This window comes from Streptomyces brasiliensis (assembly GCF_014647875.1).
GTDB classification, from domain to species: Bacteria; Actinomycetota; Actinomycetes; order Streptomycetales; family Streptomycetaceae; genus Streptomyces; species Streptomyces brasiliensis.
The window spans coordinates 285,105-300,984 of sequence record NZ_BMQA01000003.1 but is presented as its reverse complement, the minus strand read 5'-3'; the positions used below and the strand labels follow the sequence as shown (position 1 = coordinate 300,984).

The window sequence follows — 15,880 nt, the reverse complement described above, 5'->3', positions numbered from 1 at the left end:
GTGCTTTTCACCAAAGACCTCAAGGGAGTTGGGGACGACGCCGACAAAGGATCCGTGAGTACCCTTGCGCACACCATGATGACCGCCGCCCGCTCCGCCGACTCAGGTCTCGCCGGCCCGGGCGATCTCGATCGCTACCCCTACGCCGAGGCCACCGTGCCCGACCGGGTGGGGACGCCCTCCTGGGAGGGTGCGGACCCCGAGCTGGGCCGTGTGGGCCGGCGCGCCGCGGGCAGCCGCGGACGCGGACTGCACGGCCAACTCGTCCAGCAGCTCGGACAGATGATCGTCTCGGGCGATCTGGGCGCGGACCGCCCGCTCGTACCCGAGGAGATCGGCCAGCGCTTCGAGGTCTCCCGCACCGTCGTCCGCGAGTCCCTCCGTGTCCTCGAGGCCAAGGGCCTGGTCAGCGCCCGTCCGAACGTCGGCACACGCGTGCGTCCCGTCAGCGACTGGAACCTCCTCGACCCGGACATCATCGAGTGGCGGGCCTTCGGACCGCAGCGCGACGACCAGCGCCGCGAGCTGAGCGAGCTCCGCTGGACGATCGAGCCGCTCGCCGCGCGCCTCGCCGCCGGACACGGGCGCGAGGACGCCCAGCAGCGCCTGTCCGACATGGTCGAGATCATGAGCCACGCCATGGGGCAGGGTGACGCGCTCACCTTCTCCCGCGCCGACACCGAGTTCCACACGCTGCTCATCCAGATCGCCGGCAACCGCATGCTGGAGCACCTCTCCGGGATCGTCTCTGCCGCGCTCCAGGTCTCCGGTGGCCCGGTCACCGGCTGTGACCGGCCCAACGACGTCTCTCTGGCTCAGCACGCGCGGATCGTCGACGCCCTCGGCACGGGCGACGGCGCCGCGGCTGAGACCGCCATGCGTCAACTGCTCACCGTTCACCCCGAGGTGGAGCGCGTGGTGCCAGCGCCCCGCGAGCACTGACTCCCCGACGCGGGCAGGGGTGGTCGGGGTGCGCCGCGTTCCTGTGTCAGCGTCGGGCCCGGGAACCGTCCGCTGCCGGACCCCGCCGGATCTTCTGGAGTCCGGCGGGGTCCGGCGGTGCGACGAGGCGGCTCGACCCGGCGGAGCAGCCCTGGTCAAGGTCGCCATAGGAAGCTTCTATCCGTATCTGACCGTTTTTGAGCGCTTACGGGGTGTGACTCGGGCCACGAAGATTGGGCGTAACACTCTTGGGATCAGCGCGATGACCTAATAGGTGACAGCCGCGGAGGGAATACGGACGCCATAAGAGGCGCTGTGTATCTTCCCCGGTTCCCGCCCGCGCCGTCGGCCCATCCCCAGGCCGGTGGTCGGCTCCGGTCCGTAGTGGACGGGGCCGGAAGCCGTTTTCCAACGTTCCGAGAGGTTGTTCGTGTCGGCCAGCACATCCCGTACGCTCCCGCCGGAGATCGCCGAGTCCGTCTCTGTCATGGCGCTCATTGAGCGGGGAAAGGCTGAGGGGCAGATCGCCGGCGACGATGTGCGTCGGGCCTTCGAAGCTGACCAGATTCCGGCCACTCAGTGGAAGAACGTACTGCGCAGCCTCAACCAGATCCTCGAGGAAGAGGGTGTGACGCTGATGGTCAGTGCCGCGGAGCCCAAGCGGACCCGTAAGAGCGTCGCAGCGAAGAGTCCGGCCAAGCGCACCGCCACCAAGACGGTCGCGGCGAAGACAGTGACCGCCAGGAAGGCCACCGCCACCACGGCCGCCCCGGCCGCGCCCGCCGAACCCGCCGTCGTCGATCCCGCCGAGGAAGCCGCACCGGCCAAGAAGGCCGCAGCCAAGAAGACGACGACCGCCAAGAAGGCGGCCGCGAAGAAGACCGTCGCCAAGAAGACGGCGGCCAAGAAGACCACCGCCAAGAAGGACGACGCTGAGATCCTCGAGGAAGAGGTCCTCGAGGAGACCAAGGCCGGCGACGAGCCCGAGGGTGCAGAGAGCGCGGGCTTCGTCCTGTCCGACGAGGACGAGGACGACGCGCCCGCCCAGCAGGTCGCCGCGGCCGGCGCCACCGCCGACCCGGTCAAGGACTACCTCAAGCAGATCGGCAAGGTCCCCCTCCTCAACGCCGAGCAGGAGGTGGAACTCGCCAAGCGCATCGAGGCAGGCCTGTTCGCCGAGGACAAGCTGGCCAACGCCGACAAGCTCGCCCCCAAGCTCAAGCGTGAGCTGGAGATCATCGCCGAGGACGGCCGCCGCGCCAAGAACCACCTCCTGGAGGCCAACCTCCGTCTGGTGGTCTCCCTGGCCAAGCGCTACACCGGCCGCGGCATGCTCTTCCTGGACCTCATCCAGGAGGGCAACCTCGGTCTGATCCGCGCGGTCGAGAAGTTCGACTACACCAAGGGCTACAAGTTCTCCACGTACGCCACCTGGTGGATCCGTCAGGCGATCACCCGCGCGATGGCCGACCAGGCCCGCACCATCCGTATCCCGGTGCACATGGTCGAGGTCATCAACAAGCTCGCGCGCGTGCAGCGCCAGATGCTCCAGGACCTGGGCCGCGAGCCCACCCCGGAGGAGCTGGCCAAGGAGCTCGACATGACCCCCGAGAAGGTCATCGAGGTCCAGAAGTACGGCCGTGAGCCCATCTCGCTGCACACCCCGCTGGGCGAGGACGGCGACAGCGAGTTCGGTGACCTCATCGAGGACTCCGAGGCCGTCGTCCCGGCCGACGCGGTCAGCTTCACGCTCCTGCAGGAGCAGCTGCACTCGGTCCTCGACACCCTCTCCGAGCGTGAGGCGGGCGTCGTCTCGATGCGCTTCGGACTCACCGACGGTCAGCCGAAGACCCTCGACGAGATCGGCAAGGTGTACGGCGTGACGCGTGAGCGCATCCGCCAGATCGAGTCCAAGACCATGTCGAAACTGCGCCACCCATCGCGTTCCCAGGTGCTGCGCGACTACCTCGACTAGGTCGCGCGGTCGCCCGACGTCGAAGGCCCGGTCTCCCACGGGGAGGCCGGGCCTTCGTGCTGCGGGTCACGGCGCTCTGGATGACTCTGGGTTTCCCGAAGGCACCCTGAGTGAGGAGCGTGCATGCGTCGTCGTTTCAAGCAGGCAGTGGTCGGGCCGCTGGTTCTGGCCGCCACCGCCGCAGTCATACCGCTGGTCACGGCGGCTCCCGTGGTCGCTGACAGCGTTGTCGTCGGCGGTTTCCCCGTGGACGTCTCCCAGAGCCCCTGGACGGTCGCGCTGTCCAGCCGTGACCGGTTCGGGGGTACGCGGGCCGGACAGTTCTGCGGAGGGGTGGCTGTAGACCGTACGACCGTGCTCACGGCAGCGCACTGCCTGGGCGAAGAGGTCATGGGAGGACCGCCGGAACAGGTCCGCGACCTCAAGGTCATCGCAGGCCGTACGGACCTGCTGTCGGACCAGGGGGAGGAGATATCCGTGCGGGAGGCCAAGGTCAATCCCGGCTACGACATGGCGAGCAACTCCGGCGACTTCGCCGTGGTCAAGCTTGCCGAGCCGCTGCCGCAGAGCGCTGTCATCGGCCTGGCTGCGGCGGGCGACCCGGCGTACACGCCCGGAACCGGTGCCACGGTCTACGGATGGGGCGACACGACCGGTGCCGGGGACTACCCGCGGCACCTGCGCGCCGCTCGCGTGCACGTGCTGCCCGACAAAACGTGCCGGAAGGCCTATCCGGGCGGCCCGGACGGTACGTACCGCTCCGCCTCCATGCTGTGCGCCGGTGAAGCCGCGGGCGGACCCGACGCGTGCCAGGGCGACAGCGGAGGCCCGTTGGTCGCCAACGGGCGGCTGATCGGCCTCGTCTCATGGGGGAACGGCTGTGGACGGGCGGGGAGCCCCGGTGTCTACACCCGGATGTCCGAGGTCGCACACGCGCTGGGACGCAGTGCCTGACGGCGGCGGCCCGGCAGAGCTGCACGCCGGCATTTGAGGCCTCTCCCGAGCCCACTGAGGTACGACGACGGGCGACCGCTCCCGGAAGGGGCGGCCGCCCGTTCACCGGCCTGTGCCGGAACTGGCTCGTCGTGGATGCGAGGTGTCAGCGCTCTTCTTCGGAGGAAGATGCCGGAACGGACGTCAGCCGCTCCGTCTCGTCCTGTATCTCAGCGGCGATCTTCTTGAGTTCCGGCTCGAACTTGCGGCCATGGTGGGCGCAGAAGAGCAGTTCACCACCGCTGAGCAGGACGACGCGCAGGTATGCCTGGGCGCCGCAGCGGTCGCAGCGGTCGGCGGCCGTCAACGGGCTCGCGGGGGTCAGAACAGTAGTCACGTCGCCTCTTCTCTAGCTCGACGAGCTGTCGTACCAGGGTCAACATCCAACCAGCCCGAAAACGTTCCCGCTCGTGGCCTTTCCGCGAAAAAATCTTTCCGGGGCGGCTGTTTGCTGCCGGTTGGCGGCGAATGGGCCGTATTGCGTGTCTTGCGTGCCTTACGGTTTCGCGCTGTCAATCGGTTTGGTGTCCCCCCGGCTGGCGTGCCGGTTGTTCATGAGGACATGTCCGGAGCCTAAATGGTTCATGCCCCGAAGGGAACGTGATATGTGCTTCACTCCATCGAGGGATCGAACACCTATGCGACCCTGGGCTAGTGTGACGTAGAGACGAGGGTGGCGTTACAACGGCTCTACCAGGCCTCGGTACCCTCTTGGCGGCGAACCAAGCCGCGCCCTTACTCAGAAGGGCCCCACCTGAAATTCAGCGAGGAGCGAACCGCGTGACCGCCGATACGTCCGTGCCGTCCACAGCGCTGCTGGCAGGAGCAGACCGGGACGGTTCCAATTACACCGCGCGGCACCTGCTCGTCCTCGAGGGCCTCGAGGCCGTGCGGAAGCGCCCGGGCATGTACATCGGATCGACCGACAGCCGCGGTCTGATGCACTGCCTGTGGGAGATCATCGACAACTCCGTGGACGAGGCCCTCGGCGGGTACTGCGACCACATCGAGGTGATCCTCCACGACGACGGATCCGTGGAGGTGCGCGACAACGGCCGCGGCATCCCCGTGGACGTCGAACCCAAGACGGGTCTGTCCGGCGTCGAGGTCGTCATGACCAAGCTGCATGCCGGCGGCAAGTTCGGCGGCGGCTCGTACGCGGCCTCCGGCGGCCTGCACGGCGTCGGAGCGTCCGTCGTCAACGCCCTGTCCGCCCGCCTCGACGTCGAGGTGGACCGCGGCGGCCACACCCACGCCATCAGCTTCCGCCGCGGTGTGCCCGGCGCCTTCGCCGCGACCGGCCCGGACTCGAAGTTCGAGGCCAAGAGCGGCCTGCGCAAGGCCAAGAAGATCCCCAAGACCCGCACCGGCACGCGCGTGCGCTACTGGGCCGACCGGCAGATCTTCCTCAAGGACGCCAAGCTCTCGCTGGAGAACCTCCACCAGCGCGCCCGTCAGACCGCCTTCCTCGTGCCGGGCCTGACCATCGTCGTCCGTGACGAGTTCGGTCTCGGTGAGGGCGGCAGCAAGGGCGAGGAGTCCTTCCGCTTCGACGGCGGCATCAGCGAGTTCTGCGAGTACCTGGCCACGGACAAGCCGATCTGCGACGTCCTGCGCCTGTCCGGACAGGGCACCTTCAGGGAGACCGTGCCCGTCCTGGACGAGCACGGTCAGATGACCCCCACCCAGGTCACCCGTGAACTCGCGGTCGACGTGGCCCTGCGGTGGGGAACCGGCTACGACACGACCCTGAAGTCGTTCGTGAACATCATCGCCACCCCCAAGGGCGGGACCCACGTCGCGGGCTTCGAGACGGCCGTGACCAGCACGCTGAACGAGGTGCTGCGCGCCAAGAAGCTGCTGCGCGTCGCCGAGGACGACATCGTCAAGGACGACGCCCTGGAAGGCCTCACCGCCGTCGTCACCGTGCGCCTGGCCGAGCCCCAGTTCGAGGGCCAGACCAAGGAGGTCCTCGGTACGTCCGCGGCCCGTCGCATCGTGAACACCGTGATCTCCAAGGAACTCAAGGGGTTCCTGACCTCCACGAAGCGTGACGCCGCCGCACAGGCGCGTGTGGTCCTGGAGAAGGCGGTGGCCGCCGCACGCACGCGCATCGCGGCCCGCCAGCACAAGGACGCACAGCGCCGGAAGACGGCCCTGGAGTCCTCCTCCCTGCCCGCGAAGCTCGCCGACTGCCGCAGCGACGACGTCGAGCGCAGCGAGTTGTTCATCGTCGAGGGAGACTCCGCGCTCGGCACGGCCAAGCTGGCCCGGAACTCCGAGTTCCAGGCACTGCTGCCGATCCGGGGTAAGATCCTCAACGTCCAGAAGTCGTCCGTGACGGACATGCTGAAGAACGCCGAGTGTGGCGCGATCATCCAGGTCATAGGAGCTGGGTCGGGCCGGACCTTCGACCTCGACGCGGCGCGTTACGGCAAGATCATCATGATGACGGACGCCGACGTCGACGGCTCCCACATCCGCTGCCTGCTGCTGACGCTGTTCCAGCGCTACATGCGGCCGATGGTCGAGGCCGGCCGGGTGTTCGCCGCGGTCCCGCCGCTGCACCGCATCGAGCTGACCCAGCCGAAGAAGGGCCAGGACAAGTACGTCTACACGTACTCGGACCGCGAGCTGCGCGACAAGCTCATGGAGCTCCAGAGCAAGGGTGTCCGGTACAAGGACTCCATCCAGCGCTACAAGGGTCTCGGCGAGATGGACGCCGACCAGCTGGCCGAGACCACGATGGACCCCCGCCACCGCACCCTGCGGCGGATCAACCTCTCCGACCTCGACGCCGCCGAGCAGGTCTTCGACCTGCTGATGGGCAACGATGTGGCGCCGCGCAAGGAGTTCATCTCGAGCTCGGCGGCTACGTTGGACAGGTCGCGGATCGACGCGTAGGCGCTGCGCCGGCCTCGGCCGACGGGGCTGGCTGGGCGGGATTCGGCTCGGTTCGCGGTAGTCGAGCCGGGGTGGGATTCGCGGGATTGGGCCGGGGCTGGACTCGGTGGTTCGGTTCGGGCCGGGCTTGGGACTCGGCCGACCGCTTCGCGGGGCCCGGCCTTGGGCCCCGGTCGGGTCGGGTTCCGGGCTGGGCGGGCTGACCGGTTCGGGGGCCGGCCTCGGTCGTCGGTTCGGAACGGGGCTCGGCTCGGCCGGCCGGCTTGTGCCGGCGTCGGGTGTGAGCCGCGGGCTCGTGTCGGGGCGAGCATTGGCCGGGGTCGGGTCGGGGCGAGTATCGGTCGCGGGTTCAGGTCGGGCCATGGTCTTGGCCGACAGGTCGGCACTCGGATAGATCTCTGCCTGCGGGTTCCTGGCCCGGCTACGCGGCGCGCTGCGTCAGTCTCGGCTCGTGCGGTGCGGGGGACTGCTACCCGCTGTGACAGCTGAGGCGGGGCTCGATGGGCCGGTGTGTCTGCACTACGTCCCTCGGCCCCACGGCACTGCATTCCCCGGCCCATGCCCCTCCCGCTCAGCTCGGCCGACCTCCTGCTCCGCAGACCCAGGGTCCGTCGGCTCGCCGTGTTCTCCACCCGTGGGTGGAGGATTCCCGCTCGTGAGGTTCCACCCTTGATCCACCCTGGCTCCGATCTGCTGACCTGTGCATTTCCGTAGCGTCTTCGGTGTCGGCGGCAACCGCTGCCGCCTCCCCCTTCCGCTCACGGAGGCTCTGATGTCCGGGCTCGTCAACGCGTTGGTGATCGTGGCCGTTGTCGCGCTGGTGATCGTGCGGCAGTTCCGTGCCCGTGCGATCGGCACCGACCGGCGCTGGTGGATCGTGCCCGTGATCCTTGCCGTGGTGGCCCTGCGCGAGCCCGGCCTACTCGACGCCCACCACCGCACGGAGTCCGCGCTCCTGCTCGCCGCCGAGCTGCTCATAGGCCTCGCCACCGGCGCGGGGTGGGCCTGGACGACCCGGGTATGGGTGGAGCCGGACGGCGTCGTGTGGACCAAGAGCACGAAGTCCAGCGTGGTCGTCTGGATCATCGGCATCGCACTGCGGGTCGGCGTCTTCGGGTTCGGCGCGACGACGGGCGTCCACCAGGACAGCTCCGCACTGCTCCTGGCCCTCGCCGCTACGCTGCTGGTCCGCTCGGGGATCCTGCTCTGGCGGGCCCAGTCGCTCACCGCGGTGCCCGCTCGAGCCACGGCGTACGGTGACGCCGTGCGCGGGTCGGTGTGGAAGGAGCGCGCGTGACGGAGAACGCCTGGACGCGCTGGCCCTCGCGGGAGGCGCTCGGTCGTGAGGGGACGTCGCGGCCGAGGCGTCTGCTCGCCTGGGCCGTGCGGATTCTGGTCATCGGCCTGCTGCTGTGGAGTGCCTTCTCGTCCCACCACCTCCACGGCTGGGGCACGGTCGCGGCGGTCGGCGGGATCCTGCTGACCGGGTTCCTCGCCTGGGCCTTCTTCCGGACCACCTACCAGCACCGGCTCGGTGTGTCCCTCCTGTTGGTCACCCTGCTGCTGGGGATGGCCGTCGCGGCCCAGACCATGGGGTTCCGCGGGCCGGCGCTGGTCGTGTGGTGCGGCTGTGCCATCTCCGCGCTGGAGCGGCTTCCGCTCGGGGCGGCACTGCCCGTCGCCTCGGTCGCGCTCGCCGCGTTCTCCGCGGTCAACAACGACGTCTGGCTGACCACTGCGGCCACGGTGACGGGCATGGCACTCGCCGGATACGTCCTCCGGCTCGACGCCGAGGCGCGGGGCGGCGCACAGCGGCTGCTCGCCCAGGAGCGTGCGGCACGAGCGGCCGAGGCGGAGTCGGCGGCGCTGGGCGAACGGGCCAGGATCGCGCGGGAGATCCACGACGTCCTCGCCCACAGCCTCTCGGCCCAGCTCGTGCACCTGGAGGCGGCCCGGCTGCTGATCGAGCGGGGTGCGGACCGGGAGCAGATCCTCGAAAGGGTGGTGGCGGCAAGGGGAATGGCCCGGGACGGGCTCGACGAGACACGGCAGGCGCTCTCCGCGCTGCGCGGCGAGCTGACTCCGCTGGAGGAGTTCCTGAGCGGGCTCGTCAGCGTGGCTGACGGCGCCGAGGTCACCGTCACGGGTGAGCGCAGAGCGCTGCCGGCAGAGGCGTCGCAGGCCGTACGCAGGGTGGCCCAGGAGGCACTGACCAACATCCGCAAGCACGCCCATGGGGCCAAGGTCCAGGTGCTGCTGGATTACGGCGAGCACGAAGTGACGCTGGGCGTGCGGGACTCGGGCGGTACGGCGGGCGAACTCACGGGATCGGGCGGCGGGTACGGTCTGCTGGGTATGCGGGAGCGCGCAGAGCTGCTGGGCGGTTCTCTGGAGGCCGGGCCGGGTGAAGAGGGGTTCGTGGTGACGTTGAAGGTGCCGGCATGACGGAGGAGGCAGGCAGGAAGCCCGCGCGGGTGGTGGTCGCGGACGACCAGACCGTGGTCCGGGAAGGCATCGTGATGCTGCTCGGACTGCTGCCGGGCATCGAGGTGGTCGGGGCGGCCGGCGACGGGGACGAGGCGGTGAAGCTGGTTGCCGAGCTCGCTCCGGACGTGGTCCTGATGGACCTGCGGATGCCGCGCTGCGACGGTGTGGAGGCGACCCGGCGGATCCGGTCGGAGTACCCGGGCACGCAGGTCGTGGTGCTCACCACGTTCGCGGACGACGACTCGCTGTTCCCCGCGCTGAGAGCGGGAGCACGGGGCTATCTCACGAAGGACGCGGGAGGTGACGAGATCGTGCGGGCCGTACACAGTGTGTTGTCCGGGGACGCGGGGCTGTCGCCGAGTGTCCAACGGCGGCTGCTGGAGCGGCTTTCGGAGCCCGAGCCGCAGCCCGTGCGCGCCGGGGCGCCCGACGGGCTCACCACGCGGGAGACGGAGGTCCTGGTGCTGATCGCCGAGGGTCTGTCCAACCAGGAGATCGCGCGTCGGCTGCACGTCTCCACCGCGACGGTGAAGACGCACATCAACAACCTGTTCGCCAAGACGGGGCTCAAGGACCGTGCCCAGGCGGTGCGTTACGCGTATGGGAAGGGCTTGGTGCGGCCACCAGCGGATTGAGTCACCTGATGGGGTGAAGTGCCGGGGGAAGAAGAGTCAGGGATCTTCCCGTTCTGTCCATCCTTGGGCATGCAGTCAAGCAACGGTCGCCTCCACGGAAGCGGGGGCGGTCCCGAGAGTTCGGCCGAGAGCCACGAAGACCACGGCACGGATCAACGCAAGGTGAGGTACGAGGACCCCTGGTACGACGCACTGGCCTCGGGCTGGGGCGAGTCGGACGGCACGGGAGTGCCGGCGCCCGTCGCGCCGGCGGCGCGTGAGGGAGCTGCCGTTCGCGCGCGGGATGTGTACCTCGAGGTACAGCGCAGTGCGGCGTTCCAGGAGGTGCGCAGTCGCTACCGACGGTTCGTGGTGCCGGGCGTCGCCGTCTTCCTCGCCTGGTACGTGGGATATGTGATCACCGCGACGACCGCGCCGGGGTTCATGGCCCGGCCCGTGGCGGGTGCGGTGAACGTGGCAATGGTCGCGGGTCTCGGGCAGTTCCTCACCACGTTTCTGCTCACCTGGGCGTACTCGCGGCACGCGCGGTTGCGCAGGGACCGGGCCGCGCTCGAGCTGCGGTGGGACACCCAGGAACTGACGCGTGAAGTCCGGGGCGGTGAGCTGTGACGGATCGTCATCAAACGTTGACGCTCCTGCTGTTCAGCGCCTTCGTGGCGGTGACCCTGGGGATCACGACATGGGTGAGCCGTAAACGGCACGGCTCCGCCGAGGAGTTCTACGCCGGCGGGCGGCTGTTCTCGCCGATGGAGAATGGTTTTGCCATCGCGGGTGACTACATGTCGGCTGCTTCCTTCCTGGGCGTGACCGGACTGATCGCCCTGTTCGGCTACGACGGGCTGCTGTACGGGGTGGGGTTCCTCGTCGCGTGGCTGGTGGTGCTGTTTCTGGTGGCCGAACTGGTCCGTAACTGCGGACGGTTCACGCTCGCCGACGTGTTGGCGGCGCGCATGAGCGAGCGGCCCGTGCGGATCGCCGCGGGAACGTCCTCGGTCACCGTGTCCGTTCTCTATTTGGTGGCGCAAATGGTGGGGGCGGGCAGCCTCGTAGCGCTGTTGCTCGGGCGGACGGGCGGGGCGGCGCAGGTGTGGACGGTGATCGGCGTCGGCGCACTGATGGTGATCTACGTGTCGTTCGGAGGGATGCGGGCCACCACCTGGATTCAGATCGTGAAGGCGGTGCTGCTGCTCGGCGGGACGATCGCGCTCACCGTGCTCGTCCTGGTGCGCTTCCACGGGGACGTCGACCGACTGCTGCTCACGGCCGCGGAGCGCAGCGGTCACGGGGACGCGTTCCTGGCGCCGGGACTGAAGTACGGCGGGGACTGGACCGCCCGATTCGACTTCATCAGCCTGGGACTCGCGCTCGTCCTGGGCACGGCCGGGCTGCCGCACATCCTCTCCCGCTTCTACACGGTGCCGACGGCGCGGGCCGCACGCCGTTCGGTAGTGTGGTCCATCGGGCTGATCGGCGGTTTCTATCTGATGACGATCGTCCTCGGTTTCGGGGCGGCCGCCATCGTCGGGCCGGAGGCGGTGCGCAGATCGAACGAGGCCGGGAACACGGCGGTTCCGCTGCTCGCGCTCGATCTCGGCGGTGGAGCCGACTCCACGGGTGGGACGGTGCTGTTCGCCGTCGTCGCGGCCGTGGCCTTCGCCACGATCCTCGCGGTGGTCGCCGGGATCACCCTCGCCTCCTCGGCGTCCGTGGCCCACGATCTGTACGCCTCGCTGCGCCGTCGGCGCCGCGAGCCGCGCAGCGAGGTGGCCGTGGCGCGCGTGGCGGCGGTCGGGATCGGTGTGGTGGCGATCGCGCTGGGGCTGCTGGCGCGTGACCTCAACGTCGCCTTCCTGGTGGGCCTCGCCTTCGCCGTGGCCGCGTCCGCGAATCTGCCGGTGCTGCTCTACTCGCTGTTCTGGCGCGGCTTCACGACGCGTGGCGCCGTGTGGGCCGTGTACGGCGGGCTTGTTCCGGCGCTGTGCCTGGTCGTCCTGTCGCCGGTGGTGTCGGGCAGCCCGGGGGCGCTGTTTCCTGGGGTCGACTTCCAGTACTTCCCGCTGCAGAACCCCGGCATCGTCTCCATCCCGCTCGGCTTCCTCGCCGGCTGGCTGGGCACCGTCACCTCGACCGAGGTGCCGGACGAGGCCAAGCACGCGGAGACCGAGGTGCGCTCGCTGACGGGTGCGGGGGCGGTGTAGGTGCGGCGCGCGTGCCGAGGCGGTGAGCCGTCATGGCGGCGCCCCCGACGCGTCCGGGAGCCGAAGTGTTACGGCGCCACCCACGCGTACTGGTGTTCCGGCCGCCCCGTGTCGCCGTACTTCAGCGAGAGGCGCAGTCGGCCGGCCTGTTCCAGGTGGCGCAGATAGCGCTGTGCGGTGGATCGGCTCAGGCCGGTCCGGGCGGCCACCTCGTGGGCCGACAACGGGTGGTCGGCGCGGTGCAGGACACCGCAGATGAGGTCCGTGGTGGGTTCCGAGTGACCGCTCGGCAGGCCTGGCGAACTCGGCGCGGGCGCGGTGCGCAGCGCGCCGAAGATCCGGTCGACCTGCTCCTGGCCCGTCAGCCCCCGGCCGCCGACGCGGTCGACGGTGCGGCACAGGGCGGCGTACGAGTCCAGGCGGGTGCGCAGCGCGGCGAAGGTGAACGGCTTGACCAGATAGTGCAGGGCGCCCAGCCGCATCGCTTTCTGCACGGTCGTCACATCGCTGGCCGCCGTGATCATGATGACGTCGGTGCCATGGCCCTGTTCGCGCATGCGGTGGACCAGTTCCAGGCCCGTCTGGTCCGGCAAGTAGTGGTCGAGAAGCACCAGGTCGATGCCCCCGCGTTCCACGGCGGCCAGGGCCTGGGCAGCGCTGTGCGCGCGGGTGGCCACCCGGAATCCGGGAACCTTTCCCACGTACTTGGCGTTGATCTCGGCGACACGGAAGTCGTCGTCCACCACCAGGACGTCAATCATGGGGCCTCATTTCCTCAAGGCCAGGCGAGCGTTAAGCCCGTGTTTCGGCTCCGCAGTTGTAGCGCGAGCAAAACGAGCACAACAGGCTCTTGCGAGCAAAAGAACGGCTAGCGCTCAGAAGACTCCTGCTGTGGCCGGGACCACACCTACCGTCCCGGGCCATGAGCGCAGACACCGGCCCCGCCATCGAACTGCGGGGCGCCAGCAAGATCTTCAAGACCCCGTCGGGGGGTCTGCACACGGCCGTCAGGGGCCTGGACCTCACTGTCGGGCGCGGTGAGTTCGTGGCCGTCGTCGGCCCCACCGGCTGCGGCAAATCCACCACCCTGACCCTGGTCAGCGGCCTGGAGGAGCCCACCGAGGGCGAGGTGCTGGTGGCCGGGGAGCCGGTTTCCGGCGTAGGTGACAAGGTCGGTTTCGTCTTCCAGCAGGACGCCACGTTCCCCTGGCGTTCCGTTCTGTCCAACGTCATGGCGGGCCCGCGCTTTCGCGGCGTACCGAAGGCCGAGGCCAAGGAGAAGGCCCGCGAGTGGCTGGCCCGCGTCGGCCTCGCCGCCTTCGAGGACCGCTACCCGCACCAGCTCTCCGGCGGCCAGCGCAAGCGTGTCGCCCTCGCCGCGACCTTCGTCAACGACCCCGAGATTCTGCTGATGGACGAGCCGTTCTCGGCGCTGGACGTCCAGACCCGGGCGCTGATGTCGGACGAACTCCTCGAACTGTGGGAGGGCACAGGCGCCTCGGTCGTCTTCGTCACCCACGACCTGGAGGAGTCCATCGCGCTGGCCGACAAGGTCGTCGTCATGACCGCCGGGCCCGCGACGGTCAAGCAGGTCTTCGACATCGACCTGCCCCGGCCGCGCAAGGTCGAGTCGGTGCGTCTCGAACCGCGGTTCATCGAGATCTACCGCGAGATCTGGGAGTCGCTCGGTGAAGAGGTCCGCATCACCCGCGAGAGGGGTGCCGCCGATGTCGCCTGACGTCCTCAGCACGCCGGTCGTCGACACGGCCAAGACATCCGACCGCGCGCAGTCCCGGGCCCAGGCCGCCCGCAGACGGAAGGTGGTCGTCGCCGCTGTACGGGTACTGCTCCTCGTGGCCGTGCTCGGCCTGTGGGAGGTGCTGTCTCGCACCGAGGTCATCGATCCGTTCAACTTCTCGATGCCCTCGAAGATCTGGGACCAGATCTACACCTGGCTGACGCACGGCACAGCGCTCGGCTCCCTGGGCGAGCAGATCTGGTACACGCTGTACGAGGCGCTCGTCGGCTGGATCATCGGTGTGATCGCCGGTGTCGTCTTCGGTATCGCTCTCGGGCGGATCGCCTTCCTCGCCGATGTCCTTGGTCCATACATCAAGGTGCTCAACTCCATTCCCAGGATCGTCCTGGCGCCGATCTTCGTGATCTGGTTCGGACTCGGACCGGCGTCCAAGGTCGCCTCGGCCGTGGTGCTCGTCTTCTTCCCGGTCTTCTTCAACGCCTTCCAGGGCGCCCGGGAGGTCGACCGCAACCTGGTCGCGAACGCCCGCATCCTGGGTGCCAGCGACCGGCGGGTCACGCTCCAGGTGGTCATCCCTTCGGCCACGTCCTGGATCTTCACCAGCCTCCACGTCAGCTTCGGCTTCGCGCTGATCGGCGCCATCGTCGGCGAGTACATCGGCGCCACGAAGGGCATCGGCCTGCTCGTCGCCCAGTCCCAGGGCACCTTCAACGCGGCCGGTGTGTACGCCGCGATGGTCATCCTCGCTGCCGTCGCACTTGTCGCCGAGGGCCTGCTGACCTTCGCCGAGCGTCGCATCTTCCGGTGGAAGCCGACCGGCTCGGACAGCTGACCGAGCCCCGCACGCCCCCCACGCACCTGCTCCTCATCCCCGCACCGCCCTCTCACAAGGACGTGAAACCGCCATGCGCAAGACCGCCAGATACGCGTCGCTGGCCGCCACCGGCCTGCTTGCCCTCTCCTCGCTCACCGCCTGCGCCAACGACGCGGCGAGCACCGCGTCCAGCGGCTCCGGAAGCAAGGGCGACGGCAAGGGCGAGAAGGTCAAGATCATGGTCGGTGGCCTGGACAAGGTCATCTACCTGCCCGCGATGCTCACCCAGCGGCTCGGCTACTTCGACGCCGAGGGCCTCGATGTGGAACTGCTCAGCGAACCCGCCGGCGTGCAGGCCGAGACCGCGCTCGTCTCCGGTCAGGTGCAGGGCGCGGTCGGCTTCTACGACCACACCCTCGACCTCCAGGTGAAGGGCAAGTCCGTGGAGTCCGTCGTGCAGTTCTCGCACGCGCCGGGCGAGGTCGAGATCGTGTCCGACAAGGCGGCCGGAGACGTCACCTCGCCCAAGGACTTCAAGGGCAGGAAGCTGGGCGTTACCGGTCTCGGTTCCTCGACCGACTTCCTCACCAAGTACCTCGCCGTCAAGAACGGCGTGCAGGTCAACGAGTTCACGCCGGTCGCGGTGGGCGCCGGCCCGACGTTCATCGCGGCGCTCCAGAAGGGCGCGATCGACGGCGGCATGACGACCGACCCGACCGTCGCCACGATCCTGGACAAGAAGGCGGGCAAGATCCTGCTCGACATGCGCACGCCCGAGGGCTCGCAGGAGGCGCTCGGTGGGCCGTATCCGTCGTCAAGTCTGTACATGCAGACGGACTGGGTGAACGGCCACAAGCCCACCGTCCAGAAGTTGGTCAACGCATTCGTCAAGACGCTCAAGTGGATGTCCACCCACAGCGCTGACGAGATCGCGGCGAAGATGCCCGCCGACTACTCCCAGGGCGACAAGACGCTCTACGCGGAGTCGATCAAGAGCACGCTGCCGATGTTCACGGACGACGGTGTGATGCCCACCAACGGTCCGGAGACTGTTGAGAAGGTCCTCAAGGCGTTCAACCCCAACATCAAGAACGCTGAGGTGGACCTCGGCAAGACGTTCACGACCGAGTTCGTCGAGCAGGCCGCCAAGTCCGCCGGCTGACGGACGCGGCA

General features: G+C 69.0%; 14 protein-coding genes. 12 read left to right on the top strand and 2 right to left on the bottom strand.

Going from position 1 to position 15,880, the window contains the following annotated elements:
* Window positions 1–54: 54 nt before the first annotated feature.
* The 3 genes from IEZ19_RS07330 to IEZ19_RS07320 all read left to right on the top strand — a co-directional run bounded on the left by IEZ19_RS07330 (window position 55) and on the right by IEZ19_RS07320 (window position 3,871).
* On the top strand, window positions 55–942 hold the full coding sequence (locus IEZ19_RS07330; RefSeq protein WP_189310249.1) for a FadR/GntR family transcriptional regulator: 888 nt from the start codon (window positions 55–57) through the stop codon (window positions 940–942).
* 430 nt (window positions 943–1,372) lie between these two features.
* On the top strand, window positions 1,373–2,917 hold the full coding sequence (locus IEZ19_RS07325; RefSeq protein WP_189310248.1) for an RNA polymerase sigma factor: 1,545 nt from the start codon (window positions 1,373–1,375) through the stop codon (window positions 2,915–2,917).
* Window positions 2,918–3,040: 123 nt separating this feature from the next.
* On the top strand, window positions 3,041–3,871 hold the full coding sequence (locus tag IEZ19_RS07320) for a S1 family peptidase (protein ID WP_189310247.1): 831 nt from the start codon (window positions 3,041–3,043) through the stop codon (window positions 3,869–3,871).
* A gap of 145 nt (window positions 3,872–4,016) precedes the next feature.
* On the opposite strand, the gene IEZ19_RS07315 is transcribed toward IEZ19_RS07320, so the two are convergent.
* Window positions 4,017–4,247, bottom strand: a complete 231-nt coding sequence (locus IEZ19_RS07315) for a DUF7455 domain-containing protein (RefSeq protein WP_189310246.1) — start codon at window positions 4,245–4,247, stop codon at window positions 4,017–4,019.
* Between the two features lie 443 nt (window positions 4,248–4,690).
* Between IEZ19_RS07315 and IEZ19_RS07310 the strand changes: the two genes are divergently transcribed.
* The 6 genes from IEZ19_RS07310 to IEZ19_RS07285 all read left to right on the top strand — a co-directional run bounded on the left by IEZ19_RS07310 (window position 4,691) and on the right by IEZ19_RS07285 (window position 12,134).
* Entirely contained in the window at window positions 4,691–6,814 is a 2,124-nt protein-coding gene (locus IEZ19_RS07310; RefSeq protein WP_189310245.1) for a DNA gyrase/topoisomerase IV subunit B, read from the top strand.
* A 772-nt stretch (window positions 6,815–7,586) separates the two neighbouring features.
* The gene (locus IEZ19_RS07305) at window positions 7,587–8,111 is read left to right on the top strand and encodes a DUF1453 family protein (protein WP_189310244.1); all 525 of its coding nucleotides are present in this window, start codon (window positions 7,587–7,589) and stop codon (window positions 8,109–8,111) included.
* Window positions 8,108–9,259 (top strand): sensor histidine kinase, encoded by a 1,152-nt coding sequence (locus tag IEZ19_RS07300; RefSeq protein WP_189310243.1) that lies wholly within the window; start codon window positions 8,108–8,110, stop codon window positions 9,257–9,259. The genes IEZ19_RS07305 and IEZ19_RS07300 overlap by 4 nt, the downstream gene beginning before the upstream one ends.
* A complete protein-coding gene (locus IEZ19_RS07295; RefSeq protein ID WP_189310241.1) occupies window positions 9,256–9,936 on the top strand; it encodes a response regulator transcription factor in 681 nt (226 codons plus the stop codon). Before IEZ19_RS07300 ends, IEZ19_RS07295 begins: the two co-directional genes overlap by 4 nt.
* Window positions 9,937–10,005: 69 nt before the next feature.
* On the top strand, window positions 10,006–10,545 hold the full coding sequence (locus tag IEZ19_RS07290) for a DUF485 domain-containing protein (RefSeq protein WP_189310239.1): 540 nt from the start codon (window positions 10,006–10,008) through the stop codon (window positions 10,543–10,545).
* Window positions 10,542–12,134 (top strand): monocarboxylic acid transporter, encoded by a 1,593-nt coding sequence (locus tag IEZ19_RS07285; protein ID WP_189310237.1) that lies wholly within the window; start codon window positions 10,542–10,544, stop codon window positions 12,132–12,134. Before IEZ19_RS07290 ends, IEZ19_RS07285 begins: the two co-directional genes overlap by 4 nt.
* Before the next feature lie 68 nt (window positions 12,135–12,202).
* On the opposite strand, the gene IEZ19_RS07280 is transcribed toward IEZ19_RS07285, so the two are convergent.
* Entirely contained in the window at window positions 12,203–12,895 is a 693-nt protein-coding gene (locus IEZ19_RS07280; protein WP_189310235.1) for a response regulator, read from the bottom strand.
* Window positions 12,896–13,056: 161 nt separating this feature from the next.
* On the opposite strand from IEZ19_RS07280, the gene IEZ19_RS07275 reads away from it, so the two are divergent.
* The 3 genes from IEZ19_RS07275 to IEZ19_RS07265 all read left to right on the top strand — a co-directional run bounded on the left by IEZ19_RS07275 (window position 13,057) and on the right by IEZ19_RS07265 (window position 15,869).
* Window positions 13,057–13,872 (top strand): ABC transporter ATP-binding protein, encoded by an 816-nt coding sequence (locus IEZ19_RS07275; protein ID WP_189310233.1) that lies wholly within the window; start codon window positions 13,057–13,059, stop codon window positions 13,870–13,872.
* The gene (locus tag IEZ19_RS07270; RefSeq protein ID WP_189310231.1) at window positions 13,862–14,725 is read left to right on the top strand and encodes an ABC transporter permease; all 864 of its coding nucleotides are present in this window, start codon (window positions 13,862–13,864) and stop codon (window positions 14,723–14,725) included. The genes IEZ19_RS07275 and IEZ19_RS07270 overlap by 11 nt, the downstream gene beginning before the upstream one ends.
* 73 nt (window positions 14,726–14,798) lie before the next feature.
* Window positions 14,799–15,869 (top strand): ABC transporter substrate-binding protein, encoded by a 1,071-nt coding sequence (locus IEZ19_RS07265; RefSeq protein ID WP_189310229.1) that lies wholly within the window; start codon window positions 14,799–14,801, stop codon window positions 15,867–15,869.
* Window positions 15,870–15,880: the final 11 nt, after the last annotated feature.